This window comes from Paraburkholderia sp., from assembly GCF_024281035.1.
In the GTDB taxonomy this organism is placed as follows: domain Bacteria; phylum Pseudomonadota; class Gammaproteobacteria; order Burkholderiales; family Burkholderiaceae; genus Paraburkholderia.
Genome location: NZ_JAMXLH010000035.1, coordinates 23,936 through 49,338, shown reverse-complemented (window position 1 = coordinate 49,338; position 25,403 = coordinate 23,936). Strand labels below are relative to the sequence as shown.

Genomic DNA, 25,403 nt, shown 5'->3' with positions numbered 1-25,403 from the left:
TGAGCGGTAAAAGGGTTCGCACACGAAAAGTTCTGATTTCGATTCACGGTGCGACCTGCATACAACACTTTGTCATCGCATCGTGTCGATCGCTTCGCGCAAGCGCTGCGATAACTGCGTGAGTGAATGCCTTCGCGTGTGTCGAATGAGTCGTGAAAGAGTGTGTGTTCGCAGCGCGCGACGCACGACGTGCAAGAGCACTGCATGCCTCGTTCACTGCTTCACCGGCGGACTTCGCATGCTCGTCGCCGGTCGTCGTGAAGCAACCCGTGAAGCAACCCGCGTGCATCGGCGAAAACTCCAGGGATTCCTGATGCCCTCTCGCCAATCTTGGTGCGAGTCGCGGCGTGCGTGCCGTGCATGTTGCGCGTGTCTTGCGTGCCGGGAAATGTGCGGACGCGGTTGATGCGAGCGCCGCGAACTTTGCGGCAGGCGGCGCGCATCGCACGCGCCGCCCTTTCCTGTTAACTGCCGCCTACTGTTTACTACTAGTACTGCTGCTGTGCCGCTTCAAACGCGGTGCACTGCAGCGTGCATCACTGGCAGGCTTCGCACTCTTCGAAGCCCGGATCGCCCGGACGCATCATGCACACGGGACCGTCGGCCTCGGGCGCTGCCGCGACCGGCTCAGCCGCAGCTGCCGATCGCAGGAGCGTCGAGTCGGCACCACCACCTGTTGCGCCGGAACCCGCGCCAAAACCCGCGCCGCCGAATGCACCACCGGAGCCAGCCGGGCCACTGCCGCCAGCGCCGCTATTGCCGCTCGTCGGCACCGCGTTCAGCGCGCCGTGCGCGACCGTCGACTTCTCGACGTGCGTCGCCGCCATCGTGCGCAGGTAGTAGGTCGTCTTCAGGCCGCGCACCCACGCGAGCTTGTAGACCTCGTCGAGCTTCTTGCCCGACGCGCCCCCCATGTAGATGTTCAGCGACTGCGCCTGGTCGATCCACTTCTGACGACGCGACGCCGCTTCGACGAGCCACGTCGGATCGACTTCGAACGCCGTCGCGTAGATCGCGCGCAGATCGGCCGGAACGCGGTCGATGCGCGAGAGCGTGCCGTCGAAGTACTTCAGGTCGGCGACCATCACCTCGTCCCACAGACCGCGCGCCTTCAAGTCGTGCACCAGGTACTCGTTGACCACCGTGAACTCGCCCGAGAGGTTCGACTTCACGTAGAGGTTCTGGAACGTCGGCTCGATGCACGCCGCGACGCCGATGATGTTCGAGATCGTTGCCGTCGGCGCGATCGCCACGCAGTTCGAGTTGCGCATGCCGTGCGTCGCGATGCGCGCGCGCAGCGACGCCCAGTCCATCGTCTCGCTCGTGTCGACTTCGACATAACCGCCGCGCGCGTCGGCCAGTAGCTTCAGCGTGTCCTGCGGAAGGATGCCGCGATCCCACAGCGAGCCGCGATACGTCGAGTAGCGGCCGCGCTCTTCGGCCAGTTCGCTCGACGCCCAGTAGGCGTAGTAGCAGACCGCTTCCATCGACTGATCGGCGAACTCGACCGCCGCCTGCGACGCATACGGCGTACGCAGCAGATGCAGACAGTCCTGGAAGCCCATGATGCCCATGCCGACCGGACGATGCTTCAGGTTCGAGTTGCGCGCCTTCGGCACCGCGTAGTAATTGATGTCGATAACGTTATCGAGCATGCGCATCGCGACGCTGATCGTGCGCTTGAGCTTGTCCTGGTCGAGCGCGTAGCTGCCGTCGGCCTGCTTGACCATGTGCGCGACGAGGTTCACGGAGCCGAGGTTGCAGACCGCGATCTCGTTGTCGTTGGTGTTGAGCGTGATTTCCGTGCACAGGTTCGACGAGTGGACGACGCCGACATGCTGCTGCGGCGAGCGCACGTTGCACGGATCCTTGAACGTGATCCACGGATGGCCGGTTTCGAACAGCATGCCGAGCATCTTGCGCCACAGCTGAGCGGCCGGCATTTTCTTGTACAGCTTGATCTCGCCGCGCGCGGCCTTCTCTTCGTAAGCGACGTAAGCCTGCTCGAATGCAACGCCGAACTTGTCGTGCAGGTCCGGGCAGGAAGACGGCGAGAAGAGCGTCCAGTCGCCGCCTTCCATCACGCGCTTCATGAACAGGTCGGGAATCCAGTTCGCCGTGTTCATGTCGTGCGTGCGGCGACGGTCGTCGCCGGTGTTCTTGCGCAGCTCGAGGAACTCTTCGATGTCGAGGTGCCACGACTCCAGGTACGCGCAGACTGCGCCCTTGCGCTTGCCGCCCTGGTTCACGGCGACCGCCGTGTCGTTGACCACCTTCAGGAACGGCACCACGCCCTGCGACTTGCCGTTGGTGCCCTTGATGTGCGAGCCGAGCGCGCGCACGCGCGACCAGTCGTTGCCGAGGCCACCGGCGAACTTCGAGAGCAGCGCGTTGTCCTTGAGCGCCTCGTAGATGCCGTCGAGATCGTCGGAGACGGTCGTCAGATAACACGACGAAAGCTGCGAGCGGTGCGTGCCCGAATTGAACAGCGTCGGCGTCGACGACATGAAGTCGAACGACGAAAGGATGTTGTAGAACTCGATCGCGCGCGCTTCACGGTCGATCTCGTTGAGCGACAGGCCCATTGCTACGCGCATGAAGAATGCCTGGGGCATCTCGATGCGGGTGCCTTCGACGTGCAGGAAGTAGCGGTCGTAGAGCGTCTGCAGGCCGAGGTAGCCGAACTGCAGATCGCGGTTCGCGTCGAGCGCCGCTGCGAGGCGCTTCAGATCGAACTGGAGCAGCTTGTCGTCGAGCAGGCCCGCTTCCGCGCCGCGCTTCACGAACTGCGGAAAGTATTCGGCATAGCGCTCGGCCATCTGCGCCTGCGTCACTTCCTCTTCGAGAATTTCGCGACGGATCGTGTGCAGCAGAATGCGCGCCGTAACCTGGCTGTATGCCGGGTCCTTTTCGATCATCGTGCGCGCGGCGAGGATGGCCGAGTCGTAGACCTGTGCCATCGGCACGCCGTCGTAGAGGTTCTTCACCGTTTCCGCGACGATCGGATCCGGGTTCACTGCATCGCCGAGGTGCTCGCACGCCGACACGATCAGCGCGCGCAGCGCGCCCATGTCGAGCGGACGCGTCACGCCGTTGTCGGTGACGTTCAGGCCAGGCGCCGCCGCTGCCTGCGTTTCGAGCGCGTGGCCGCGCTCCTGGTTGCGCTTCTCGCGATACAGCACGTAAGCGCGCGCGACGTTGTGCTCGCCGCCGCGCATCAGCGCGAGTTCGACCTGATCCTGGATGTCTTCGATATGGAACGTGCCGCCATTCGGACGGCTGCGCACGAGTGCGCGCACGACGTTCTGCGTGAGTTGTTCGACGAGTTCGCGCACGCGTGCCGACGCCGCGCCTTGTCCGCCGTTGACGGCCAGAAATGCCTTGGTCATCGCGATCGCGATCTTCGACGGCTCGAACGGCACCACGCTGCCGTTGCGACGGATCACCTTGTGGTCCTCGAACTGCGACGTGCTCGCCTGGCCGGCTTGCGGCTGGCCGCCCGGCGTGTGCGCAACAGGCGCGCCTTCTACCCGGCTCGAGACGTTATCGGTCGTTTGCATGTGCAAAGCTCCTGGTCCTGGAAGTGTGCGAAGCGTTTTCGCGGATTAAATCGGATGCCGCGCCCCCGTGCGCGGTCGATCGGGTGGAGAAAGAAAGCCAGCCTGGCGAGGCTGCCGGATGCGGCAAGGTAGATGGGACAAACGCGATACGAGCTTCATCGTGCATGCCGCGATCATTGGCTGCGCCCTCTTTCCCGACTACAGCCGGTGCGCCGGCTAGCCACTACTTGCGCCGGATACACCGCACATCATTCTTTTTTTCCTGTGCCGCTAATGCACGCGGCGCCGTGCTCATGGAGCCGGGCGCCGCATCACAACACAACATATGGTGTAAAAGCGAATGTTGTTCACCAAGTATAGTGAAGATTCGGATTCGATCAAACCAATTTATTTCAGCGCAAACTCTTGACAACTAGAAACGCTCCGGCGCGCCGGCCCCTTGCGGTAACGCAACTGTCAGAGTGATTTTTTATGCCAGCAACGCAGTGTCACTGCGTCGCATCGGGTGCGCCCGGTTGACGAAAGCAGGGGAAGTACGCGTCGGCAAGCTGCGTGTCGCGTTGCAGGCGCGCCCAGTCGAAATGCGGCCCGGGGTCGGTCTTGCGGCTCGGTGCAATGTCTGAATGACCCGCGAGCGCACTGATCGGATAGCGCGCGGCGAGCGCCTTCACGAGCGCCGCGAGCGTCGCGTATTGCGCGGGCTCGAATGCCGTCGTGTCGCTGCCTTCGAGTTCGATGCCGATCGAGAAGTCGTTGCAGCGCTCGCGGCCGAAGAAGCTCGACACGCCCGCGTGCCATGCGCGCGCGTCGCAGGAGACGAACTGTTCGAGCACGCCGTCGCGATGGATCACGAAATGCGCCGACACACGCACGCCGCGCAGATGCCGATCGAAGTAAGGATGCGCGTCGCAGTCGAGGCGATTGAGGAAGAGGTCGGCGATTTCAGGGCCGCCGAAGGTGTCGGGCGGCAGACTGATGTTGTGCACGACGATGAGCGTCGGCACGGCGCCTGCGGGACGCGCTTCGAAGTTCGGTGACGGCCGGCGGCGCGCGGCGGCCACCCAGCCCTGCGCGTCCGCCTCGAACGGTGACGCTGCGCTCATCGCGCGGCGCGATCCTGGCTCGCCGTGCGTGCAGCGTAGGCGCGCGCGTGTTCGTCGCTGCAGAACGACTGCGAGCCCATCATCACGGACTCGCTGCGCGGCGCGTGCACGCCGCATTCGGCACAGCGCACCATCGGTTCAGCGAGCGCCGGCTGGCCATTCGGGCGCCTTGCGCCCTGCCCGTTCCGGGCGCTCTGAGCGCCCTGGCCACCTTGAGCACCCTGAGCGCCTGGCGTGCGTTGCCCTTGCGAGCCGGAACGCGACTGTCCGCCGCGCAGTGACTTGACGAACCACTGTCCGACGACGAACAGCAGGATCAGAAGGAAAAGCTGTCTCATGGCATCGATACGCGCTCAGGCGACAGAACGGTGCAGCAGCACCTCGAAGACAAACCGGCTGCCGACGTACGCCAGCAGCAACGCGACGAACGAGGCGATCACCCAGCGAAGCGCGGCGCGGCCGCGCCAGCCCGAAATCTTGCGCGCCGTGAGCAGCGCGCCGAACATCAGCCACGAGAGGATCGCGAAGACGGTCTTGTGGTCGAGCGAGAGCGGCTTGTCGATCAACTGCTCGTTGAACACGATGCCCGAGATAAGCGTGAGCGTGAGCAGTGCAAAGCCCGCGCTGATCAGGCGGAACAGCAGCTTCTCCATCGTGAGGAGCGGCGGCAGCGTCTCGATCCAGCTCGACAGCCAGCCGCCGCCGCGCGTCAGCGCATTGCGCGGCATGCCGCCGCCGCGCAGCGCGTGCAGACGGCGCTCGACGGCGAGCATCAGGATTGCGTGCAAAGCGGCGATGGCGAAGAGGCCGTAAGCGACGTTCGCGATGACGAAGTGGAGCTTGAACATCGGCGCTGCGGCATATGGAAGCACGCGCACGCCACCGAACAAAATGGGCAAAAGCGACGCCACCACGGCGAGCGGTAACAGCATGAGACGCAGCCCGTCGAGCTGGAAGAAAAAGCTCTCGATCCAGTAGATGCCCACGCCGAGCCAGAACATCGCCGACAACGCGAACGCGAAGCCGAAGATCATTTCGTTATCGTGGAAGATGGTCGTGTGCAGCAGCAGGCCGTGCGCCGCGAGCGCGATGAACAGCAAGGTGCGCGATATCGGCCCGAAACTGCGCGTGCGCGGCACTCCGTCGCCGGCGACGTCTACCGGCGCCGTGATCGGCACCGGCGGCACGCTGCCGAGGAGCGGGCGCGCGCCTGCGCGGCGCAGCGCGCGCCAGTCGGCGGTGCACAATCCGCCGTAGAGGAGTGCAGTGAGGGCATACAGTACAATATCCATATTCGAAGTTTACTATAGCCCCCTCAGGCTGCGACGGTTACACCCTTACACCCGCGCGCTTGTGACTCGGGCTGCACTGTCTACCGCTCCCCATGCTCGACAATCTCACTCAACGGATGGCGCGCGTCGTCAAGACGCTACGCGGCGAAGCCCGGCTGACCGAGGCCAACACGCAGGAAATGCTGCGCGAAGTGCGTCTCGCACTGCTCGAAGCGGACGTCGCGCTGCCGGTCGTGCGCGAATTCATCGCCAAGGTGAAGGAAAAGGCGCTCGGCGAAGAAGTGATCGGCAGCCTGTCGCCCGGGCAGGCGCTCGTCGGCGTGGTGCAGCGCGAGCTGACCGCCGTGATCGGCGGCGATTACGAAGGCAAGGCCGCCGAACTCAATCTCGCCGTCTCGCCGCCCGCCGTCATCCTGATGGCCGGTCTGCAGGGCGCCGGTAAAACGACCACCGTCGGCAAGCTCGCGAAGCTGCTGCGCGACAAGCACAAGAAGAAGGTGCTCACCGTTTCGTGCGACGTCTATCGTCCGGCCGCCATCGCGCAGCTGAAGACGGTGACCGAGCAGGTCGGCGCCGAGTTCTTCCCGTCGCAGCCCGACCAGAAACCCGTCGACATCGCCAATGCGGCCGTCGATTGGGCGAAGCGCCACTATCACGACGTGCTGCTCGTCGACACGGCCGGCCGTCTCGGCATCGACGAAGCGATGATGAACGAGATCACCGCGCTTCACTCGGCGCTCAATCCCGCAGAAACGCTCTTCGTCGTCGATGCGATGCTCGGCCAGGACGCCGTCAACACCGCGAAGGCGTTCAATGACGCACTGCCGCTCACCGGCGTCGTGCTCACCAAGCTCGATGGCGACTCGCGCGGCGGCGCGGCGCTCTCCGTGCGCCACATCACGGGCAAGCCGATCAAGTTCGTCGGCGTCGCCGAAAAGCTCGACGGCCTCGAAGTCTTCCATCCGGATCGCATGGCGAACCGGATTCTCGGCATGGGCGACATTCTCGCGCTCGTCGAGGAAGCGCAGCGCGGCGTCGACGTGCAGGCCGCGCAGAAGCTCGCCGACAAGGTCAAGAAAGGCGGCGACTTCGATCTCAACGATTTCCGCGCGCAGCTTTCGCAGATGAAGAAAATGGGCGGTCTCTCGACGCTCATGGACAAGCTGCCGGCGCAGTTCCAGCAGGCCGCCGCGGGCGCTGACATGGGCATCGCCGAAAAGCAGCTGCGCCGTATGGAAGGCATCATCAATTCGATGACGGCCGCCGAGCGCGCCAAGCCTGAACTCATCAAGGCGACCCGCAAGCGCCGCATCGCGGCGGGCGCGGGCGTGCAGGTGCAGGAAGTGAATCGCGTGCTGAACCAGTACGAGCAGATGCGCACCATGATGAAGAAGCTCAAGGGCGGCAATCTGCAGAAGATGATGCGCGGCATGAAGGGCATGATGCCCGGCATGCGGTAATCTTGCGGGCCCTGCCGCGGCGCCCGGATGCGTTCAGGCGCCGCGCGGCGGTCCATCTCCGTAATGCGGCGCGCGAGCCGGAAAGCGCGGGTTTATGCTGTAGCGCGCGCCAGCGTTATTTTCCACACTGAATAGCTACAGCTACGATCCCGCCTGAGTCATGAATCGCGAAGAAGCCCTGCACATATTCCGCCACTCCGAAGAGATCGTTTCCAGGCAAGCGGTCGATGAGTCGATCGGCCGGATGGCCGACGCCATCCGCGCCGAAGTCAGCGAAGACTTCCCGCTTGTGCTTTCGGTGATGGGCGGCGCCGCCGTCTTCACCGGCATGCTGTTGCCTCACCTCGACTTCCCGCTCGAATTCGATTACATCCACCTCACGCGCTATCGCAATGCCATCAAGGGCAGCGCCGAAATGCAGTGGCGCGTGGCGCCGCGCGAGTCGGTGAAGGATCGCGTGGTGCTGGTGCTCGACGATATCCTCGACGAAGGCGAGACGATGGCCGCGATCCGCGACCGCATTCTCGCGATGGGTGCGAAGCGATTCCTGTCGGCTGTGCTGTGCGAGAAGATCATCCCGAAGGCGAAGCCGCTGCATCCCGACTACTGCGGCTTCCCGGTGCCGGATCGCTATGTGTTCGGCTGCGGCATGGACGCCAAGGGCTACTGGCGCAATCTGCCGACCATCCGTGCGCTGACGGAAGACGCATAGGCGGACGCATAAGCAAGCACAGAAGCGATTTCATGCGCCCCGCCGCTCGCGCGTAACGCGCAGCATAAAAATCTATGGTCAGCCCGATCCTATTAAGCCGCCCCGAAGGGCGGCTTTTTCGTTGGCGCATTCGCCGGATATCAAAGGCTGTGGACGAACTTGCTGATCCCCGCGAGGATCATCTCGACCGAAATCGCCACGAGCACGAGTCCCATGAGCCGTTCGAACGCCGTCACCACACGCTCGCCGAGCCACTGCTGAATGCGCTCGGCCAGCACGAGCACGACCGCGCAAACCACCATCGTCACTGTGAGCGCCGCAATCCATTCGAGCAGCTTGCCCGGCGCCTGCGAGGTGAGCAGCATGACCGTCGCGAGCGCCGAGGGCCCCGCCAGCGCCGGAATGGCGAGCGGCACGATAAGCGGCTCGCCGCCCTTGTCGCTGCCGCCGAACGGACCGCCCGGATGCGGAAAGATCATGCGCAGCGCGATCAGGAACAGGACGATGCCGCCGCCGATGCGCAGCGACGTATCCGTGAGCCCCATCATCCGCAGGAAGCCGTTGCCGGCCACCATGAAGATGAGCAGGATCACGAACGCGATCGCCACTTCTCTCAGGATCACGATCGCCCGGCGTTGCGGCGCCACATGGTGCAAACACCCGATGAAGAGCGGAATGTTGCCGAGCGGATCGGTGATGAGCAGCAGCAGGACCGTCGCGGACAGAAAGCTGTACTCCACGCTTGCCGTGCTCCGTGACGCTTAGCGCGCGAGTGCGGCGCGGACCTTCTGCGCCACAGTCTGCGCGGCCTCGTCGGCCGGCAGCAGCGTCGCTTCCGTGTCGCGGCGGCCCTGGTACTCGATCTTGCCTTCCTTCAGGCCGCGCTCGCCGATCACGAGACGATGCGGCACGCCGATCAGTTCCCAGTCCGCGAACATGACGCCCGGACGCTCGCCGCGATCGTCGAGGATCACGTCGACGCCCGCCTTCACGAGCTCGTCGTAGACGCGCCCGGCGTGCTCGCGCACGAGCTCGCTGCGGTCGAGCCCCATCGGGCACACGACGACCTGGAACGGTGCGATCGATTCCGGCCAGATGATGCCCTTGTCGTCGAAGTTCTGTTCGATCGCGGCACCGAGAATACGCGTGACGCCGATGCCGTAGCAGCCCATCTGCATCGGTTGCGGCTTGCCGTTTTCACCGAGGAACGTGGCGTTCATCGCTTCGGAGTATTTCGTGCCGAGCTGGAACACGTGGCCCACTTCGATGCCGCGGCAGATGTCGAGCACGCCCTTGCCGTCCGGCGAAGGATCGCCCTTCTTCACGTTGCGGATGTCTGCGACGACCGGTTCCGGCAGATCGCGGCCCCAGTTCACGCCCGTCGTGTGGAAGTCCACTTCGTTCGCCCCGACGACGAAGTCGCTCATGTTCGCGACCGTCGAATCGGCGATCACCTTCACCGGCTTCTTCGTGCCGATCGGGCCGAGGTAGCCCGGCGGCGTGCCGAACCATTCGACGATCTCGGCTTCGGTCGCGAAGCGGAAATTGCCGAGGCCTTCGAGCTTGCTCGCCTTGATCTCGTTCAGATCGTGGTCGCCGCGCAGGAGCAACAGCCAGATCGTCGGTTCGGCGCCTTCGCCGTGATCCGTCGCCAGCACGATCGATTTGATCGTGCGCTCGAGCGGAATGCCGAGCAGCTCGGCGACCTGCTCGCACTTCGGCGCGCCCGGCGTAGCGGTCTTCGTGAGCGCCTCGGTTGCCGCACCGCGTTGCGCAATGAGCGGCAGCGCGTCGGCGGCTTCGACGTTCGCCGCGAAATCGGACGTCGGGCAGTAGGCGATGTCGTCCTCGCCGGTCTCGGCGATCACGTGGAATTCGTGCGAACCGCTGCCGCCGATCGAACCGTTATCGGCCGCCACGGCGCGGAACTGGAGGCCCAGACGCGTGAAGATCCGCGTGTAGGCGTCATACATCTTCTGGTACGAAACCTTGAGACCGTCGACGTCCTTATCGAACGAATACGCGTCCTTCATGATGAACTCGCGGCCGCGCATCACGCCGAAACGGGGACGGATTTCGTCGCGGAACTTCGTCTGCACCTGATAGAAATTCACCGGCATCTGCCGGTAGCTCTTGATCTGGTTGCGCGCAATGTCGGTGATGACTTCCTCGTGCGTCGGCCCCATCACGAAATCGCTCTGCTTGCGGTCCTTGAAGCGCAGCAGCTCCGGCCCGTATTGCTCCCAGCGTCCCGATTCCTGCCACAGCTCGGCCGGCTGCACCGACGGCATCAGCAGTTCGATCGCACCCGCGCGGTTCATTTCCTCGCGCACGATCTGCTCGACCTTGCGGATCGAGCGCAGGCCGATCGGCAGATAGTTGTAGATGCCGCCTGCGACGCGACGGATCATGCCCGCGCGAACCATCAACTTATGGCTGACGATCTCGGCGTCAGCAGGCGCTTCCTTCAGGGTGCCGATAAAGAAACGGGAGGCTTTCATTCAGATTTTCCAAAAGCGGCGGCCCGTGCGGACCGCCCGAACAAGGTGAAACGGGTATAGGAATTCCCGGAACTGCGCGGTGTCGACATGCTAGCGCACTAAACAGGGCGCGGGCCGACCTCGCGAGCGAACGCCCCTTCGTACCTTGATTGCGCGCGTCGTTTGCGCGCTCTTGCGAGAATGCGCAGTAAATCGCTCCAATCTTCCGGCGCTCGGGTGCGTGAGGACCGTTATCTGTTTATAATCAAAGCAATTTTAAAGGATTCGAAGGTGGTTGTATGCTGGATCGTGAAGGCTTTCGCCCGAACGTCGGCATCATCCTCTTGAACGCGCATAACGAGGTGTTTTGGGGCAAGCGGGTTCGCGAACATTCCTGGCAGTTTCCGCAAGGGGGCATCAAATATGGTGAGACCCCCATGCAGGCAATGTATCGGGAGTTGCAAGAAGAAACCGGGCTGCTACCTGAGCACGTCAAGATCGTCGGTCGCACACGCGACTGGTTGCGTTATGAGGTGCCGGACAAGTTCATCAAGCGCGAAGTGCGCGGCCATTATCGCGGTCAGAAGCAGATCTGGTTTCTGCTGCGCATGGTCGGGCGCGATTGCGATATCTGCCTGCGGGCAACGGAGCATCCCGAGTTCGATGCGTGGCGCTGGAACGAATACTGGGTGCCGCTCGAAGCGGTCATCGAGTTCAAGCGCGACGTCTATCAACTCGCGTTGACGGAATTGTCGCGCTTCCTGCGGCGCCCCGCAGCGGCGCGGCAGGATCGTGCCTGCGTGCACGCTCACGAAGTGCGCTATCCGCGCGTCGTCACGTCGGCGCACGCCAACGCGGTGCAGGCCGAGCCTGCGCTCGTCCACGAACCGGACGGCGCAGAGGCCGAAAGCGACTGCGGGCCGGGCCAGAGTATGATCGTGCCTGCGCCGGACGAGCATGACTGACAAGCCGACGACGGCGCGCTGGACACGAGAACCGGCGGCGCGAGCGAGACTCGCGTCGCCGTTTGCATTTGCGTCGCGGCGCTCTTCGCGCGCGTCGCGACGTTGCTACGAAGGGAAATCAATTTGAACCGAATTGCTCTTGCTGCGGTGTGCGCCGCAGCCGCAAGTAGCGTCCTGCTGGCCGGTTGCGGCAGCTCTGGCCCCACCAACAAGGACGACAGCGCGTTCGTCTATCTGCTCGACCGTAAAGGCGACTGGCAGGAAAACAAGCTCGAAGGGCTGCCGTCGCTGCCCCAGGCCGGCGCGAAGCTGCTGCCGTTCGACGTCTCCAACAACACGCCGCTCAAGTTCGCCGTCGATCCCGCATCGCTGACGGTCGGTACGGACGGCGTCGTGCGCTACACGATCGTCATCACGAGCCCTACGGGCGCGCGCAACGTGAACTACGAAGGAATTCGCTGCGATACGTACGAGTGGCGCCTCTACGCGAGCCTCGACGCCGATCACAACGGCTGGGACAAAACCGTGGCGAACGACTGGTCGCGCATCGAGAACGGCTCGTTGAACGCGTATCACGCCTCGCTCTATCAGGACTACTTCTGCGCGAACAAGTTGCCCGTGGCGAAAGCGTCGGTCATCCTCCAGAACCTGCGTTACGGACGCACGCAATCCTCGTTCGTTCGCTGACGCTACGTCCTGAAGCTGCGTCCTTCAAGTACGAAAGCCGCCCCGGCTCTGCGCCGGCGCGGCTTTTTTGCTGGGTGCGCGTATGAAGGACGTCAGACGAGCACGAGATTGTCGCGGTGGATCAGTTCGGGTTCGAGCATGTAACCGAGGACACTCTCGATCTCGCTGCTCGCGTGACGCTGGATCAGGTTTGCTTCCGCGCTGCTGTAGTTGGTGAGTCCACGCGCGACCTCGACGCCCGCAAGGTTCAGACACGCAATCACCTCGCCGCGCGCAAAAGCGCCGTGCACGCCGGTCACGCCAATCGGCAGCAGGCTTTTGCCGTCGGTGGTCAGCTTCTGAACGGCGCCATCGTCGATCACGACGTGCCCGCGCACCTGCAGGTGGTCGGTCATCCACTGCTTGCGTGCGGCCATGCGTGCGGTGCGCGCGATCAACTGCGTGCCGATCGCCTCGCCCGCAGCAAGACGCACGAGAACCTCGGACTCGCGACCGCTCGCGATCACGGTATTCGCGCCGCTGTGCGCTGCGCGCTTGGCCGCGAGGATCTTGGTCAGCATGCCGCCGCGGCCGATGCTCGATCCGGCGCCGCCCGCCATCGCTTCGAGTTCCGGGTCGCCCGCGTCCGCTTCCTGAACGAGCGTCGCCGACGGATCCTTGCGCGGATCGGCCGTGTAAAGGCCGCTCTGGTCGGTCAGGATGATGAGCGCGTCGCCCTCGATCAGATTGGCGACGAGTGCGCCGAGCGTGTCGTTGTCGCCGAACTTGATTTCGTCGGTGACGACCGTGTCGTTCTCGTTGATGATCGGCACGACGCCGAGACGCAGCAGCGTGAGCAGCGTCGAGCGCGCGTTCAGATAGCGTTCGCGATCTGCGAGGTCGGCGTGCGTGAGCAGGATCTGTGCCGTGCGGATGCCATGCTCGGCAAAACGGCTCTCGTACACGTGGGCGAGCCCCATCTGGCCAACGGCCGCGGCTGCCTGCAGTTCGTCGATTTCACGCGGGCGCTTCGACCACCCGAGCCGCTGCATGCCTTCGGCAATTGCACCCGAGCTGACCAGCACCACTTCCTTGCCTTGCGAGCGCAGCGCCGCGATCTGCTTGGCCCAGCGGCCGATCGCCGCGTGATCGAGCCCCCGGCCGTCGTTCGTGACGAGGCTCGAACCGACTTTCACTACCAGACGCCGGGAATCGGCGATGACGGAACGCATACTGCGCGATCTCCCCAAATAACGGATGACGATGCGACCGCCGGCGCGCCCCGCGCGCCGACACTGGCGAGGTATTACTCCTGCGGCTGGCTCACGCCGCCTTCGGCAGGCGGAGCGTCGCGAAAGCGGACGTCCGACGCGAGGTCTTCAGCCAGCTCGGCACGGCGTGCATCCGAATGCGCGGAAACGTAGTCGTACACGGCGTAGCAGAGGTTTTCGCAGCCCTGGCCCGTGAGCGCCGAGATTTCGAACACGGGGCCGTCCCACTCGTAGCGCTTCACGAAATCGGCCACGCGTGCGGCACGCTCGTCTTCAGGCACCATGTCGAGCTTGTTGAGCACAAGCCAGCGCGGCTTCTCGTAGAGCGACTCGTCGTATTTGCGCAGTTCGCCGACGATGGCTTTCGCCTCCGCCACCGGGTCGACCGCTTCGTCGAACGGCGCGAGGTCGACGAGATGCAGCAGCAGGTTGGTGCGCTGCAGATGGCGCAGGAACTGGTGACCGAGGCCCGCGCCCTCCGCCGCGCCTTCGATCAGGCCCGGAATATCGGCGATCACGAAGCTCTTGCTCGGTCCCACACGGACCACGCCGAGGTTCGGCGCAAGCGTCGTGAACGGATAGTCCGCCACCTTCGGCCGCGCGTTCGACACGGACGAAATAAACGTGGACTTGCCCGCGTTCGGCATGCCGAGCAGGCCGACGTCCGCCAGCACCTTGAGTTCGAGCTTGATCATGCGGCGCTCGCCGGGCTTGCCGTCGGTCTTCTGGCGCGGCGCGCGGTTCGTGGACGACTTGAAATGCAGGTTGCCGAGGCCGCCCGCGCCGCCCTGCGCGACCATGACGCGCTGGTCGTGCTCGGTGAGGTCGGCGATCACCTCGCCCGTATCCTGATCGGTGATGGCCGTGCCCACCGGCATGCGCAGCGTGACGTCGTCGCCGCCCTTGCCATAGCAGTCCGCGCCGCGGCCGTTCTCGCCGTTGCGCGCCTGATGCTTCTTCGTATAGCGGTAGTCGATCAGCGTGTTGATGTTGCGGTCGGCAATCGCGTAGACGCTGCCGCCGCGCCCGCCGTCGCCGCCGTCCGGGCCGCCGAACGGGACGAATTTCTCGCGCCGCATCGACGCGCTGCCATCGCCCCCATCGCCGGCGATGACTTCGATCTTCGCTTCGTCAATGAACTTCATGCGTTACTCCGTCCCGTGGATGTCGTTATTTTGCCGCGCGCAGCTTCGCTTGACCAACCTGGCCGAACGTCTGCTGCCGGCATGGCCCGGGCCAATCGACAACGATAAACAACAATAAACAAAAAGGCCCCGCAAACTTCGCGGGGCCTTCCTTGCGTCGATTGCGAGCGGGCTAGAAAGCTTAGGCCGCTGCCGGGACGACGTTGACCATGTGCTTATTCGCTGCGCCCTTGGTCGTGAACGTGACGTGGCCGTCAACCAGCGCGTACAGCGTGTGGTCCTTGCCGATGCCGACGTTGTTGCCCGGGTGCATGCGGGTGCCGCGCTGGCGAACGATGATGCCGCCTGCGAGGATCGCCTGGCCGCCGAACACCTTCACGCCAAGTCGTTTCGACTCTGAGTCACGGCCGTTCCGCGAGGAACCGCCAGCCTTTTTGTGTGCCATTTGTTTGCTCCTTTACCTTCGTGCGCTTTGCGTCGACTTAAGCGTTGATCGCGTCGATGCGCAGTTCGGTGTAGTTCTGGCGGTGGCCGCCGTGCTTCTGGTAGTGCTTCCGGCGGCGCATCTTGAAGATGGTCACTTTGGCGTGACGACCTTGCGAGACAACGGTAGCCTTGACGGAAGCCCCACTGACCAGCGGCGTACCGAACTTAATCGATTCGCCTTCGCCCACTGCGAGAACCTGGTCGAGCGTGATTTCTGCGTCAATGTCTGCCGGTATCTGTTCTACTTTAAGTTTTTCGCCAACGGCAACCTTATACTGCTTGCCGCCGGTTTTTATGACCGCGTACATTGAGAACCTCACTCTGAGAATACTTTCCAGCCTGTTTGTTGACAAACCTGCGAACTGCATTTGGCGCTGGAAACCGCTGATTATACATGGGGTTAGCTGCGCAGTCAAAACTCCTTGACGCCGGACGCGAGCAGGCGTCCAGGCACCGCCCGGCGCGCCTTTTCCGGGCGCCGCCCCTGACGGGATCGCCGCTCGCCACCTGGAAACTACGAGAAAGCTGCACGGAAGCGATCAGGAACCGACGCGGAAGCGACCAGGACAGAATGACAACGTCCGGGAATCGCGCGATTCGCCTTATAATCCGCGGCACTATCGATAAACGTCATCATGCCGTCCACCGCCACCCCTACCCCCAGCGCAACTACCCTGCTTGCCCCGATCGCCGCTGACATGGAGCAGGTCAACCGCGTCATCCGGCAAAGCCTGGCGTCCGAGGTAATGCTGATCAACCAGATCTCCGAGTACATCATCGGCGCGGGAGGCAAACGGCTGCGCCCGGCGCTGCTGCTGCTCGTGGCTGGCGCGCTCGGCGACCGCAGCACGCACCGGCACTCACTCGCCGCCGTGGTCGAGTTCATCCACACGGCGACGCTGCTGCACGACGACGTGGTCGACGAATCCGACCTGCGGCGCGGCCGCCAGACGGCCAATGCGCTGTTTGGCAACGCGGCGAGCGTGCTGGTCGGCGATTATCTGTATTCGCGCTCGTTCGAAATGATGGTGGGCGTGGGCAAGATGCGCGTGATGGAGATCCTGTCGCAGGCCACGACGATCATCTCCGAAGGCGAAGTGCTCCAGCTCCTGAACATGCACGACGCCGACGTGGACGTGTCCCGCTACATGCGCGTGATCCGTTACAAGACGGCGAAGCTTTTCGAGGCTGCGGCGCAGCTCGGCGCGGTGCTCTCGGGGTCGGATGCGCGCACCGAGGAAGCGGCTGCGGAGTTCGGCCGCCGCATCGGCACGGCGTTCCAGATCATGGACGACTGGCTCGACTACGCAGGCACGGCCGAAGCGATGGGAAAGAACGCCGGCGACGATCTGCGCGAAGGCAAGCCCACGCTGCCGCTCATCTGGCTGATCGAGCACGGCACGGCAGCGGAATCGGCGCTTGCGCGCGAAGCCATCGAGCAGGGCGGCACGACGCGCTTCAATGAAATCTTCACGGCGATCACGCGCTCGGGCGCGCTCGATCACACGCTCGCGTGCGCGAAGGCCGAGGCACAGGCCGCCGCCGATGCAATTTCAGCCTTCCCCTCTTCCATTTACAAAGATAGCCTGCTAGAATTATGTTCTTACTCGACGACGCGCCAGTCTTGAAGAAGACGAAGCAAGCTGTAAAGTCTAGTTGAGTAGCAGGATGTATAGCAGGAAATTTCGGGGTGTAGCTTAGCCTGGTAGAGCGCTACGTTCGGGACGTAGAGGCCGGAGGTTCGAATCCTCTCACCCCGACCAGAATTTCTAAAAAACCGCACACACGCTGTGCGGTTTTTTTTTGCCTGCTTTTTAAGGCTCACGTCTTAAGGCTTGCTTCTTAAGACTCACTTCGCGCCTGCCGCACGACCGGGATGGTCCAGTCCCCGCGCCCTGTCCGCCTCTGTGTGCACTCCAACGCCGGCTGCATCGCGGCGCCAGTACCGCAACACCCCTCTGCTATAGTCATCTCATCCGTTTCACTCACTCTGACATTCACGACGCGTGGACCAAATTCCTTTATGGGCGCAAGTTTGCGCCGTCTTACTCCTGCTCATCGGCTCCGGCTTCTTCTCCATCTCTGAAACGTCGATGATGGCGCTCAACCGTCATCGACTGAAATACCTCGTCAACCACGGCGCGCTCGGCGCGAAGACCGCGCAAAACCTGCTCGGCCGCACCGACCTGTTGCTCACCGTGATCCTGATCGGCAACAACCTGTTCAACACGATCATCCCGGTCCTCACCACCTCGATCGCGCTGCGCACGTTCGGCCATGACAATCTGGTCCTGTCGATCGCGACCGGCATCGTCGCATTCCTGATCATCGTGTTCGCGGAAATCATGCCGAAGATCGTCGGCGCGACCTTCCCCGAGAAGATCGCCCTGCCCGCGAGCCTCATGATCGCGCCGCTCATGCGCGTCACCAAGCCTGTCGTGTGGTTCGTGAACCAGTTCGCGAACGGCGTCCTGCGCCTGTTGCGCATCAACACGAGCCAGGGTCGCGACCAGCGCCTCTCGACCGAGGAACTGCGCACTATCGTGCTCGAATCCGGCAGCTTCATGCCGACCAAGCACCGCAGCATCCTGCTGAACCTGTTCGATCTCGAAAACATCACCGTCGACGATGTGATGATCCCGCGCCGCCGCATCGAGGCGCTCGACTTCGAAGCGCCGCTCGAAGACATCCTGCATCAGCTCGAAACCTGCTATCACAACAAGCTGATCGTCTATCAGGGCGATATCGACCGCGTGCTGGGCGTGCTGCACGTGCGCAAGACGCTGTCCGCGCTGCACAACCGGCAAGTGGACCGCGAGACGCTGCGCGAGCTGCTCGCCGATCCCTACTTCGTGCCGACCGGCACGCCCGTGTTCCAGCAGCTTCAGTACTTCCAGGAAAGCCGTCACCGCATCGCGCTCGTCGTGAACGAATACGGCGAGATGGAAGGCATCGTCACGCCGGAAGACATCATCGAAGAACTGATCGGCGAATTCACGACGACGCTGCCGAGAAGCGGCGCGGGCCGCGGCGGCTGGAACGAGGACGGCGAATGCATCGTGCCCGGCAGCATGCCGTTGCGCGAACTGAATCGCTGGCTGCACCTGACGCTTCCCACCGACGGACCGAAGACGCTCAACGGCCTGATCCTCGAAGCGCTCGAAGAGATTCCGGAAGGCGACGTGTGCATGCAGATCGGCGACGCGAAACTCGAAGTGCTGCGCAGCGACGATCAGTCCGTGCGCACGGTGAAGCTCTTCAAGCCGGGCGCGAACCCGCCGAAGAAAACGAAGAAGCTGCTGTCGCGCCGTTAGCCATCCGGCCGAATGGCGCGCGAGCCGTGCGCCGTTCGATGATGGAGCCGTTCCTTGTTCGAGGTGGCTCCGTCCGATGGTTTCCATTCCTGATCGTTTGGCGTCGAGCCGCGCATTCGCGGCTCTTCAGTCTTCGGCAAGCGGCGGCGCGCCGCGCCCCGCGGTGCCCGCGCCGCTCTTCGTCACTCCCTCAGCGGCGGCCGCATCGGCCACACCCGCTGCCTCGGCGGGCGTCGACGACGCTCCCGCCGTGCACCTCCTCACCGACATGCTGAGCGTTGCGGCACGCCGCAACGCCTCCGATCTTCACGTCGAGCCGCTCGAGCACGGCTGGCGTATCCGGCTGCGCATCGATGGCGTGCTGCACGAGGTGGCGCGTCCGCCCAGGCATCTACGCGATGCGTTCATCACGCGCGTCAAGGTGCTCGCACGCATGGATATCGCCGAGCGGCGCGTTCCGCTCGACGGCCGCCTGCGGCTCATATCGCCGCTACCGGCTCAGGCCGCCGAAGACTATCGCGTGAATTCGCTGCCTACGCTGTTCGGCGAAAAGCTCGTGTTGCGGCGGCTCGAAGCGTTGCCCGAAAACCTCACGCTCGCGGCGCTCGGGCTCGACGAAGCACAGCGGCAGAGCGTCGCCGATGCGATCCGCGCACCGCACGGCCTCGTGCTCGTGACGGGGCCGACCGGCAGCGGCAAGACGCTCTCGCTGTACTGCTTCCTGCAGATGCTCAACAACGACTCGCGCAATTTATGTTCGGTGGAAGATCCCGCCGAGATCCAGCTCGCGGGCATCAACCAGGTCAACGTGCGCGAGAAGGCCGGACTCACGTTTGCCGTCGCCCTGCGCGCATTGCTGCGCCAGGACCCGGACGTGATCATGATCGGCGAGATTCGCGACGAGGAAACCGCGAGCGTCGCGGTGAAGGCCGCGCAGACCGGACACCTCGTGCTCTCGACACTGCACACCAACGACGCGCCCGCGGCAGCCGCGCGCCTGATCGATATCGGCGTCGCGCCGTATAACCTCGCGGGCGCGCTGCGGCTCGTCACGGCGCAGCGGCTCGTGCGTCGGCTATGCCCGCAATGTCGCGTGCCGGCCCGCGAATCGGCAGCGGCGTTGCGCGCGGCCGGCCTGGAAGCCGGGCTGGACGGCGATCAAACGATTTACGAAGCATGCGGCTGCGAATCGTGCCACGGCATCGGGTATCGCGGGCGCATCGGAATCCATGAGGTCATGCCGGTCACGGCCGCGATGCGCGAACGGATCGTCGCGAAGCAAGGCGCACACGTCATTGCGCAGCAGGCGCGCGCTGACGGCGCGGCGACGCTGCGCGAAGCCGCACTGGCACGCGTACGCGACGGCACGACGAGCCTCGCCGAAGCGCTTTCGGCCACGGATTCGCCATGACGCCCGCACGCCCTCGTCCGGATCGCGAGCCGTCTGAATGGCGGTTCGCATGGCGCGGCATTGACGCGACGGGCGCACCCAGGCGCGGCACGTCGATCGCTATCGACGCCGCTGCCGTGCGCGACGCGCTCAAGCGCGAACGCATCACGGTCACAGTGCTCGCACGACAGCGCGCAGCACCGGTCCCACACGCCAGTCCCGCAGACATCACGCGTTTCACACGCCAGTTGTCGAGCCTCCTGCGCGCCGGCCTGCCGCTTGCGCCCGCACTCGACCTGCTTGCACAGTCACCGGGACCGCAGGGCATGCCGCGCATCGTCGGCACACTCGCGCGCGATATCTCGGCCGGCATGCGCTTTTCCGATTCACTCGCACGCCATCCTCGGCGTTTCGGCGCACTGTATTGCCAGCTGGTAGCGGTCGGCGAGGCGTCGGGCGCGCTGCCCGCGGTGCTCGCGCGCATTGCCGACGATCGAGAGCGCGCCGCCACACAGCGCACCAAAGTGCGTGCCGCACTCACCTATCCGGTTGCCGTGCTGTTGCTCGCGGTCGCGATCACGGCGGCATTGCTCATCTGGGTCGTCCCAACGTTCAAGCAAATCTTCGAAGGCTTCGGCGCGGCATTGCCAGCGCCCACGCAGTTCGTGCTGATGCTGTCCGCGGCGGCGGCACGCTGGAGCTTGCCCGTCACTGCATGCTGCGCAACAGCCGTGTTCGTGTCGCGTAGCGCAATGCGCCGTTCCGCGCGCGCTCGCATCGCCTTCGGTCGCCTCGCGCTGAAACTACCGCTCGCGGGCACGCTGCTCACCGCACTCTGCGCAGCGCGCTGGAGCCGGGCGCTCGGAACGCTACTCGCCGCGGGCACGCCGCTCGCCGACGCATTCGACTCGCTCACCCATGCCAGCGGCAACGCTCACTTCGACCACGCGAGTGCGGGCATCAGCGCACGGTTGCGGCATGGCGAGCGGCTCGCGGCCGCCATGCGCGCTGCCGGCTGCTTTCCTGCCGAAGTGATCCAGCCGGTTGCCGTCGCGGAAGAGTCGGGTGCGCTCGACGCGATGCTGCTCGACGTCGCGTCGCTCGCCGACCGTCAGGTTGACGAAAAAATCGGGCTGCTTTCGAGTTTGTGCGAGCCGCTCGTAATCGTCGTGCTCGGCGCGCTCGTCGGCGGACTTGTCGTCGCGATGTATCTTCCTATCATCCAACTCGGCAACGTGGTGTAGCATCGCTGCCAGATTCCAATACCGCCCATGCCCGCTCATATTCTGTTCACTACAGGGTTCGCGTCTGACGGACCACTCGGTGCGTTACCGCCCGCCGTTCTGGCGTGCCTGGCAATCGTGCTGGGGCTCGTCGTGGGCAGCTTTCTGAACGTGGTCGTGCATCGCTTGCCGATCATGCTCGAACGCGCCTGGCGCGCCGATGCCGCCGACTCCGCCGATTCCGCCGACGTCGCGAAAACCACCGGCGAGCACCTCGCCGACGACGGCCTGCCCGGCCGCTACAACCTGTGGCTTCCGCGCAGCGCCTGCCCGCACTGCGGCCACGTACTGCGCGCGTGGGAGAACATTCCCGTGCTGAGCTGGCTCGTACTGCGCGGACGCTGCAGCCACTGCCGCGCACGCGTGAGCATTCGCTATCCGCTCATCGAACTCGCGGGTGCGATTTGTGCACTGCTCGCGCTCGCCGTGTTCGGCCCTTCGGGCAAGGCGCTGGCCGCGTTCGCACTATGCGCGGCGCTGATCGCTGCAAGCGCGATCGATCTCGAACATCAGATGCTTTACGACGAAATCACGCAGCCGCTGCTCTGGTGCGGACTGATCGTGAATCTGTCCGGTACGTTCGTCAGCCTGCACGATGCCGTGATCGGTGCGATCGCGGGCTATCTCGCACTCTGGTGCATCTATTGGCTGTTCCGGCTGTTGCGCGGCATCGAAGGCATGGGCCAGGGCGACTTCAAGCTGCTGGCTGCGCTCGGCGCGTGGCTCGGCTGGGGCGCGCTGCCCCAGATCGTCGCAATTGCCGCCGTCGCGGGCGCCGTAATTGGACTCGCGGCCACATGGACCGGTCGCATGCGCTTCGAAGAGCCGCTGCCGTTCGGTCCGTATCTCGCCCTGGGCGCGTTTGTCACGCTGTTCGCAGGCACGCCGCTCTATTTTGTGTGGGGGAACTGATCGATGTTCCTAGTCGGACTGACAGGAGGCATAGGCAGCGGCAAATCGACTGTGGCGGATCTGTTTGCGGCACGCGGTGTGCCGGTGATCGACACCGATCTGATCGCCCATCGGATCACGGCGCCCCACGGCGCCGCGATGCCACAGATCCTGGAACAATTCGGACCCGAATTCGTTGCACCCGACGGCTCGATGGACCGCGCCCGCATGCGCGCGCTGGTCTTTAGCGACGAATCGGCGCGCAAGCGTCTCGAAGCGATCACGCATCCGCTGATCCGCTCGGAGACCGAGCGGGCGTCGCGCGCCGCGAGCGGGCCCTATGTGATCGTCGTGGTGCCGCTTCTTGTGGAGTCCGGTACCTGGAAGAAACGCGTCGACCGTGTACTCGATGTCGACTGCAGCGTCGAGACACAGATCGCACGCGTGATGCGCCGCAATGGTTTCACGCGCGAGCAGGTGCTGGCCATCATCGCGCGCCAGGCTACGCGCGAGGCGCGTCTCGCCGCAGCGGACCACGTCGTGATCAACGACGGCGCATCGCTCGAAACGCTCGGCCGCGACGTGGACGCACTGCACGCGGAGTTCGTCGCGCTTGCACAGGAACAGGCAGCAGGCCCGCACGCCTGAGCTGCAGCAGCCTCGACAAGCCTGCGCCATAGGCGTGCAAAGAAGCGTTCGTCGTACTTAAGCGTTGCGACACGAGCGCGTCATGCTGGTGATAACCCGGTGACAAGCCGGCGATCCGCGCGTGATCGGGCGGTGATCAACGTGCGGTCTGCGGAAATTACGCGCAACTGCTCGGTCCCCTCGCGATTGCGACCGTAGTCTTGCGGCATTAGAATGTGCTGCAATCCTTCACCGACCACGCCAGAGGCGAGCGCGCTTGATTCTTTACGAGTATCCCTTCAACGAGCGAATCCGTACGCTGCTGCGCCTCGAAGACCTGTTCGAGCGCTTCACGTTTTTCCTGACGCAGGAGGATCCGAGGGAACACCACGTCGCGCTCACCACGCTTTTCGAAATTGCGGAAGTCGCAGGCCGCGCCGACCTCAAGTCGGACCTGATGAAGGAACTCGAAAGGCAACGTCAGACGCTCGCACCGTTCCGCGGCAATCCCGGCATCGAACAGAACGCGCTCGAAACCGTGCTCGGCGAGATCGAGCAGACACTCGCGGGCCTCACGCAGATGCAGGGCAAGACCGGCCAGCATCTCTCCGAAAACGAGTGGCTCACGAGCATCCGCAGCCGCGCGATCATTCCGGGCGGCACCTGCAAGTTCGACCTGCCGTCGTACTACGCATGGCAACAATTGCATCCCGACCAGCGCCGTCAAGACATTGCCAAGTGGGTGATGCCGCTGCTGCCGCTACGCGACGCGGCCTCGATCGTGTTGCGTCTCGCACGCGAATCGGGTCAGGCGTCGAAGGTGATGGCGATGCAGGGCAGCTACCAGCAGATGCTCGCGGGCCGTGCCTATCAGCTGATGCAGGTACGCGTGGCACCGGATTTGCGCATGATCCCGGAAGCGAGCGCCAACAAGTACATGCTGTGGGTGCGCTTCACCGTGCAGGACGGCGATCTGCGGCCGCGCGCCGTCGATGTCGACGTGCCGTTCCAGCTGACGCTGTGCAGCCTTTGATGTCGCGCCGCGGCAACATGTTCACCAACGCGGCAGCAGCCGACTAAGCAAATGGTCACCGTCGTCAAATGTCCGACTTGCGGCAAGGATGTCCGCTGGGTGCCGGAAAACCGGTTCCGCCCGTTCTGCTCCGAACGTTGCAGGCAAATCGACCTGGGCGCCTGGGCCGCCGAAAAGTACCGCATCGGCGGTAACGACGACGAGACGCCGCCCGACGACGCGCCCCCCACCGACACGCGCCAGTAATCAAGCCAATAAGCAGGCCACTAAGCGGGTCAACAAGCAGGCGCACCCAAAAGCAAAAAGCCGCTACGCGATTCTGAACTGCCCCCCAAAGGTTGGATCGGTGTCCAACTTACGGGGTGCAGTTCAATTCACGCAGCGGCTTTTTTTGTCGCCTCACTCGGCGGCCAGCAATTCCAGCACTGGAATTGCAGCTGGCAGAAGCGGTTCGACGCTCGCTGGCAGCGACTGCCAGACGAACGCCTGGCCCTCGCGTCCGTGCGGCTCGCCGCTCCACTCGGTCACCTTGCAGAAATAGAGGCGCACATAGGCGTGCGGGTAATCGTGTTCGAGCGTGTGCCACAGATGGCACGCCTTCACGTCGATGCCCAGTTCCTCGTGCAGCTCGCGCGCAAGCGCCGCCTCGACCGACTCGCCCGCCTCCAGCTTGCCGCCCGGAAACTCCCAGTAGCCCGCGTAGGGTTTGCCGTCGGGGCGCTGCGCGAGCAGATAGCGGCCGTCCGGCTGCACCATCACGCCAACCGCCACTTCGGTCACCGGGCGCGTCTGCGCCTTGCCTGCTCCGTTGGCGCCGCTCATGCGTCTTGCACCTTCTTGCCCGACCAGTCGCGCGCGAACTGCCACGCGACGCGGCCCGAGCGCGAGCCGCGCTCCAGCGCCCAGACGAGCGCATCGCCGCGCGCGGCTTCGACATCGGCGTCGCCACAGCCGAAATGGCGCAGCCAGTGGCCGACGATCGTCAGATAGTCGTCCTGCTTGAACGGATAGAAGCTCACCCACAGGCCGAAGCGCTCGGACAGCGAGATCTTCTCCTCGATCACCTCGCCCGGATGGATTTCGCCGTCCGGCATATGCCGGTACGTCTCGTTCTCGCTCATGTACTCGGGCAGCAAGTGGCGGCGGTTCGAGGTCGCGTAGATCAGCACGTTGTCGCCCTGCGCGGCCACCGAGCCGTCCAGCGCCACCTTGAGCGCCTTGTAGCCCGATTCGCCTTCCTCGAACGAGAGGTCGTCGCAGAACACGATGAAACGCTCGGTGCGCCCCGAGATCAGATCGACGATGTCACCCAGATCGTGCAGATCGTCCTTGTCGACTTCGATGAGGCGCAGGCCGTCGTTCGCGAACGCGTTCAGGCACGCCTTGATCAGCGAAGACTTGCCCGTGCCGCGCGCACCGGTAAGCAGCACGTTGTTCGCGGGCTTGTTCTGCACGAACTGGCGTGTGTTGCGTTCGATGAGATCTTTCTGGCGGTCGATGTTCTGCAGGTCGTCGAGCGTAATCGGCGACACCGACGGCACCGGCTGCAGATAGCCGCGGCCCTGACGCTTGCGCCAGCGAAACGCCACTGCCGCGTTCCAGTCGACGACCGGAGCGGCCGGCGGCAGCACCGCTTCGAGGCGGCCGATCAATGCTTCGGCGCGCTTCAGAAACTGTTCGAGCTTGTCCATGTGCGTAAAGGCTTGAATTACCGTAAGCCGCCGG

Annotated in this window: 23 protein-coding genes, 1 tRNA gene and 1 pseudogene; 13 read left to right on the top strand and 12 right to left on the bottom strand. The window is 64.2% G+C overall.

The window, feature by feature from the left end:
* Positions 1 to 536 precede the first annotated feature (536 nt).
* The 4 genes from Q0L30_RS12760 to Q0L30_RS12745 form a co-directional block, all read right to left on the bottom strand.
* Entirely contained in the window at positions 537 to 3,560 is a 3,024-nt protein-coding gene (locus Q0L30_RS12760) for a ribonucleoside-diphosphate reductase subunit alpha (protein ID WP_296655553.1), read from the bottom strand.
* 488 nt (positions 3,561 to 4,048) lie between these two features.
* The gene (gene ampD, locus Q0L30_RS12755) at positions 4,049 to 4,663 is read right to left on the bottom strand and encodes a 1,6-anhydro-N-acetylmuramyl-L-alanine amidase AmpD (RefSeq protein WP_296655550.1); all 615 of its coding nucleotides are present in this window, start codon (positions 4,661 to 4,663) and stop codon (positions 4,049 to 4,051) included.
* Positions 4,660 to 5,001 (bottom strand): PP0621 family protein, encoded by a 342-nt coding sequence (locus Q0L30_RS12750; protein ID WP_296655548.1) that lies wholly within the window; start codon positions 4,999 to 5,001, stop codon positions 4,660 to 4,662. Before Q0L30_RS12750 ends, ampD begins: the two co-directional genes overlap by 4 nt.
* 15 nt (positions 5,002 to 5,016) lie before the next feature.
* Positions 5,017 to 5,955 carry an inner membrane protein YpjD gene (locus Q0L30_RS12745; RefSeq protein ID WP_296655545.1) on the bottom strand — a complete coding sequence of 313 codons (939 nt, stop codon included), beginning with the start codon at positions 5,953 to 5,955 and terminating at the stop codon, positions 5,017 to 5,019.
* A 92-nt stretch (positions 5,956 to 6,047) separates the two neighbouring features.
* Between Q0L30_RS12745 and ffh the strand changes: the two genes are divergently transcribed.
* Both ffh and Q0L30_RS12735 read left to right on the top strand, forming a co-directional pair.
* Positions 6,048 to 7,415, top strand: a complete 1,368-nt coding sequence (gene ffh, locus Q0L30_RS12740; protein WP_296655542.1) for a signal recognition particle protein — start codon at positions 6,048 to 6,050, stop codon at positions 7,413 to 7,415.
* 160 nt (positions 7,416 to 7,575) lie between these two features.
* Positions 7,576 to 8,127, top strand: coding sequence for a hypoxanthine-guanine phosphoribosyltransferase (locus Q0L30_RS12735; protein ID WP_296655540.1), 552 nt, complete (start codon positions 7,576 to 7,578; stop codon positions 8,125 to 8,127).
* A gap of 140 nt (positions 8,128 to 8,267) precedes the next feature.
* Here Q0L30_RS12735 and Q0L30_RS12730 read toward each other — a convergent pair whose 3' ends face one another.
* Positions 8,268 to 8,867 carry a MarC family protein gene (locus tag Q0L30_RS12730; RefSeq protein ID WP_296655538.1) on the bottom strand — a complete coding sequence of 200 codons (600 nt, stop codon included), beginning with the start codon at positions 8,865 to 8,867 and terminating at the stop codon, positions 8,268 to 8,270.
* 21 nt (positions 8,868 to 8,888) lie between these two features.
* Positions 8,889 to 10,628: a proline--tRNA ligase gene (locus tag Q0L30_RS12725; RefSeq protein ID WP_296655536.1), complete on the bottom strand. Its 1,740-nt coding sequence runs from the start codon at positions 10,626 to 10,628 to the stop codon at positions 8,889 to 8,891.
* A gap of 278 nt (positions 10,629 to 10,906) precedes the next feature.
* On the opposite strand from Q0L30_RS12725, the pseudogene Q0L30_RS12720 reads away from it, so the two are divergent.
* Both Q0L30_RS12720 and Q0L30_RS12715 read left to right on the top strand, forming a co-directional pair.
* A pseudogene (locus Q0L30_RS12720) lies at positions 10,907 to 11,404 on the top strand (RNA pyrophosphohydrolase); the annotation flags it as partial.
* A gap of 291 nt (positions 11,405 to 11,695) precedes the next feature.
* On the top strand, positions 11,696 to 12,259 hold the full coding sequence (locus Q0L30_RS12715) for a CNP1-like family protein (RefSeq protein ID WP_296655532.1): 564 nt from the start codon (positions 11,696 to 11,698) through the stop codon (positions 12,257 to 12,259).
* Between the two features lie 92 nt (positions 12,260 to 12,351).
* Here the strand turns inward: Q0L30_RS12715 and proB are convergent, their stop codons facing one another.
* The 4 genes from proB to rplU form a co-directional block, all read right to left on the bottom strand.
* Positions 12,352 to 13,470 (bottom strand): glutamate 5-kinase, encoded by a 1,119-nt coding sequence (gene proB, locus Q0L30_RS12710; RefSeq protein ID WP_296655530.1) that lies wholly within the window; start codon positions 13,468 to 13,470, stop codon positions 12,352 to 12,354.
* 74 nt (positions 13,471 to 13,544) lie between these two features.
* Positions 13,545 to 14,654 (bottom strand): Obg family GTPase CgtA, encoded by a 1,110-nt coding sequence (cgtA, locus tag Q0L30_RS12705; RefSeq protein ID WP_296655527.1) that lies wholly within the window; start codon positions 14,652 to 14,654, stop codon positions 13,545 to 13,547.
* 181 nt (positions 14,655 to 14,835) lie between these two features.
* On the bottom strand, positions 14,836 to 15,099 hold the full coding sequence (gene rpmA, locus Q0L30_RS12700) for a 50S ribosomal protein L27 (RefSeq protein ID WP_293042744.1): 264 nt from the start codon (positions 15,097 to 15,099) through the stop codon (positions 14,836 to 14,838).
* Between the two features lie 37 nt (positions 15,100 to 15,136).
* The gene (gene rplU, locus Q0L30_RS12695; RefSeq protein ID WP_007180329.1) at positions 15,137 to 15,448 is read right to left on the bottom strand and encodes a 50S ribosomal protein L21; all 312 of its coding nucleotides are present in this window, start codon (positions 15,446 to 15,448) and stop codon (positions 15,137 to 15,139) included.
* A 327-nt stretch (positions 15,449 to 15,775) separates the two neighbouring features.
* Between rplU and Q0L30_RS12690 the strand changes: the two genes are divergently transcribed.
* The 9 genes from Q0L30_RS12690 to Q0L30_RS12650 all read left to right on the top strand — a co-directional run bounded on the left by Q0L30_RS12690 (position 15,776) and on the right by Q0L30_RS12650 (position 23,924).
* Positions 15,776 to 16,768: a polyprenyl synthetase family protein gene (locus Q0L30_RS12690; protein ID WP_293042833.1), complete on the top strand. Its 993-nt coding sequence runs from the start codon at positions 15,776 to 15,778 to the stop codon at positions 16,766 to 16,768.
* A gap of 58 nt (positions 16,769 to 16,826) precedes the next feature.
* Positions 16,827 to 16,903 (top strand) — tRNA-Pro (locus Q0L30_RS12685).
* Positions 16,904 to 17,146: 243 nt separating this feature from the next.
* Complete coding sequence (locus Q0L30_RS12680; protein ID WP_296655448.1) at positions 17,147 to 18,454, top strand: HlyC/CorC family transporter; 1,308 nt, start codon at positions 17,147 to 17,149, stop codon at positions 18,452 to 18,454.
* 76 nt (positions 18,455 to 18,530) lie between these two features.
* Positions 18,531 to 19,865: a GspE/PulE family protein gene (locus Q0L30_RS12675; protein ID WP_296655445.1), complete on the top strand. Its 1,335-nt coding sequence runs from the start codon at positions 18,531 to 18,533 to the stop codon at positions 19,863 to 19,865.
* Positions 19,862 to 21,088 (top strand): type II secretion system F family protein, encoded by a 1,227-nt coding sequence (locus tag Q0L30_RS12670; protein WP_296655442.1) that lies wholly within the window; start codon positions 19,862 to 19,864, stop codon positions 21,086 to 21,088. Before Q0L30_RS12675 ends, Q0L30_RS12670 begins: the two co-directional genes overlap by 4 nt.
* A gap of 27 nt (positions 21,089 to 21,115) precedes the next feature.
* Entirely contained in the window at positions 21,116 to 22,039 is a 924-nt protein-coding gene (locus Q0L30_RS12665; protein ID WP_296655440.1) for an A24 family peptidase, read from the top strand.
* A gap of 3 nt (positions 22,040 to 22,042) precedes the next feature.
* Positions 22,043 to 22,666 carry a dephospho-CoA kinase gene (gene coaE / locus Q0L30_RS12660; RefSeq protein ID WP_296655437.1) on the top strand — a complete coding sequence of 208 codons (624 nt, stop codon included), beginning with the start codon at positions 22,043 to 22,045 and terminating at the stop codon, positions 22,664 to 22,666.
* A 256-nt stretch (positions 22,667 to 22,922) separates the two neighbouring features.
* Positions 22,923 to 23,678 carry a cell division protein ZapD gene (gene zapD / locus Q0L30_RS12655; protein WP_293042848.1) on the top strand — a complete coding sequence of 252 codons (756 nt, stop codon included), beginning with the start codon at positions 22,923 to 22,925 and terminating at the stop codon, positions 23,676 to 23,678.
* A 51-nt stretch (positions 23,679 to 23,729) separates the two neighbouring features.
* On the top strand, positions 23,730 to 23,924 hold the full coding sequence (locus Q0L30_RS12650) for a DNA gyrase inhibitor YacG (protein WP_296655434.1): 195 nt from the start codon (positions 23,730 to 23,732) through the stop codon (positions 23,922 to 23,924).
* Between the two features lie 153 nt (positions 23,925 to 24,077).
* On the opposite strand, the gene mutT is transcribed toward Q0L30_RS12650, so the two are convergent.
* Together mutT and Q0L30_RS12640 are read right to left on the bottom strand one after the other, a co-directional pair.
* Positions 24,078 to 24,500: an 8-oxo-dGTP diphosphatase MutT gene (mutT, locus tag Q0L30_RS12645; RefSeq protein ID WP_293042853.1), complete on the bottom strand. Its 423-nt coding sequence runs from the start codon at positions 24,498 to 24,500 to the stop codon at positions 24,078 to 24,080.
* On the bottom strand, positions 24,497 to 25,369 hold the full coding sequence (locus Q0L30_RS12640) for an ATP-binding protein (RefSeq protein ID WP_296655430.1): 873 nt from the start codon (positions 25,367 to 25,369) through the stop codon (positions 24,497 to 24,499). The genes mutT and Q0L30_RS12640 overlap by 4 nt, the downstream gene beginning before the upstream one ends.
* Positions 25,370 to 25,403 lie beyond the last annotated feature (34 nt).

What these genes read in the sequence shown, in the direction of transcription:
- Q0L30_RS12650 (WP_296655434.1), top strand. Translation starts at nt 23,730, where the DNA reads ATGGTCACCGTCGTCAAATGTCCGACTTGCGGCAAGGATGTCCGCTGG.
- Q0L30_RS12640 (WP_296655430.1), bottom strand. Translation starts at nt 25,369, where the DNA reads ATGGACAAGCTCGAACAGTTTCTGAAGCGCGCCGAAGCATTGATCGGC.
- Q0L30_RS12750 (WP_296655548.1), bottom strand. Translation starts at nt 5,001, where the DNA reads ATGAGACAGCTTTTCCTTCTGATCCTGCTGTTCGTCGTCGGACAGTGG.
- Q0L30_RS12745 (WP_296655545.1), bottom strand. Translation starts at nt 5,955, where the DNA reads ATGGATATTGTACTGTATGCCCTCACTGCACTCCTCTACGGCGGATTG.
- rpmA (WP_293042744.1), bottom strand. Translation starts at nt 15,099, where the DNA reads ATGGCACACAAAAAGGCTGGCGGTTCCTCGCGGAACGGCCGTGACTCA.
- cgtA (WP_296655527.1), bottom strand. Translation starts at nt 14,654, where the DNA reads ATGAAGTTCATTGACGAAGCGAAGATCGAAGTCATCGCCGGCGATGGG.
- rplU (WP_007180329.1), bottom strand. Translation starts at nt 15,448, where the DNA reads ATGTACGCGGTCATAAAAACCGGCGGCAAGCAGTATAAGGTTGCCGTT.
- Q0L30_RS12735 (WP_296655540.1), top strand. Translation starts at nt 7,576, where the DNA reads ATGAATCGCGAAGAAGCCCTGCACATATTCCGCCACTCCGAAGAGATC.
- Q0L30_RS12670 (WP_296655442.1), top strand. Translation starts at nt 19,862, where the DNA reads ATGACGCCCGCACGCCCTCGTCCGGATCGCGAGCCGTCTGAATGGCGG.
- proB (WP_296655530.1), bottom strand. Translation starts at nt 13,470, where the DNA reads ATGCGTTCCGTCATCGCCGATTCCCGGCGTCTGGTAGTGAAAGTCGGT.
- Q0L30_RS12690 (WP_293042833.1), top strand. Translation starts at nt 15,776, where the DNA reads ATGCCGTCCACCGCCACCCCTACCCCCAGCGCAACTACCCTGCTTGCC.
- mutT (WP_293042853.1), bottom strand. Translation starts at nt 24,500, where the DNA reads ATGAGCGGCGCCAACGGAGCAGGCAAGGCGCAGACGCGCCCGGTGACC.
- coaE (WP_296655437.1), top strand. Translation starts at nt 22,043, where the DNA reads ATGTTCCTAGTCGGACTGACAGGAGGCATAGGCAGCGGCAAATCGACT.
- Q0L30_RS12675 (WP_296655445.1), top strand. Translation starts at nt 18,531, where the DNA reads ATGGTTTCCATTCCTGATCGTTTGGCGTCGAGCCGCGCATTCGCGGCT.
- Q0L30_RS12725 (WP_296655536.1), bottom strand. Translation starts at nt 10,628, where the DNA reads ATGAAAGCCTCCCGTTTCTTTATCGGCACCCTGAAGGAAGCGCCTGCT.
- ampD (WP_296655550.1), bottom strand. Translation starts at nt 4,663, where the DNA reads ATGAGCGCAGCGTCACCGTTCGAGGCGGACGCGCAGGGCTGGGTGGCC.
- Q0L30_RS12665 (WP_296655440.1), top strand. Translation starts at nt 21,116, where the DNA reads ATGCCCGCTCATATTCTGTTCACTACAGGGTTCGCGTCTGACGGACCA.
- Q0L30_RS12760 (WP_296655553.1), bottom strand. Translation starts at nt 3,560, where the DNA reads ATGCAAACGACCGATAACGTCTCGAGCCGGGTAGAAGGCGCGCCTGTT.
- ffh (WP_296655542.1), top strand. Translation starts at nt 6,048, where the DNA reads ATGCTCGACAATCTCACTCAACGGATGGCGCGCGTCGTCAAGACGCTA.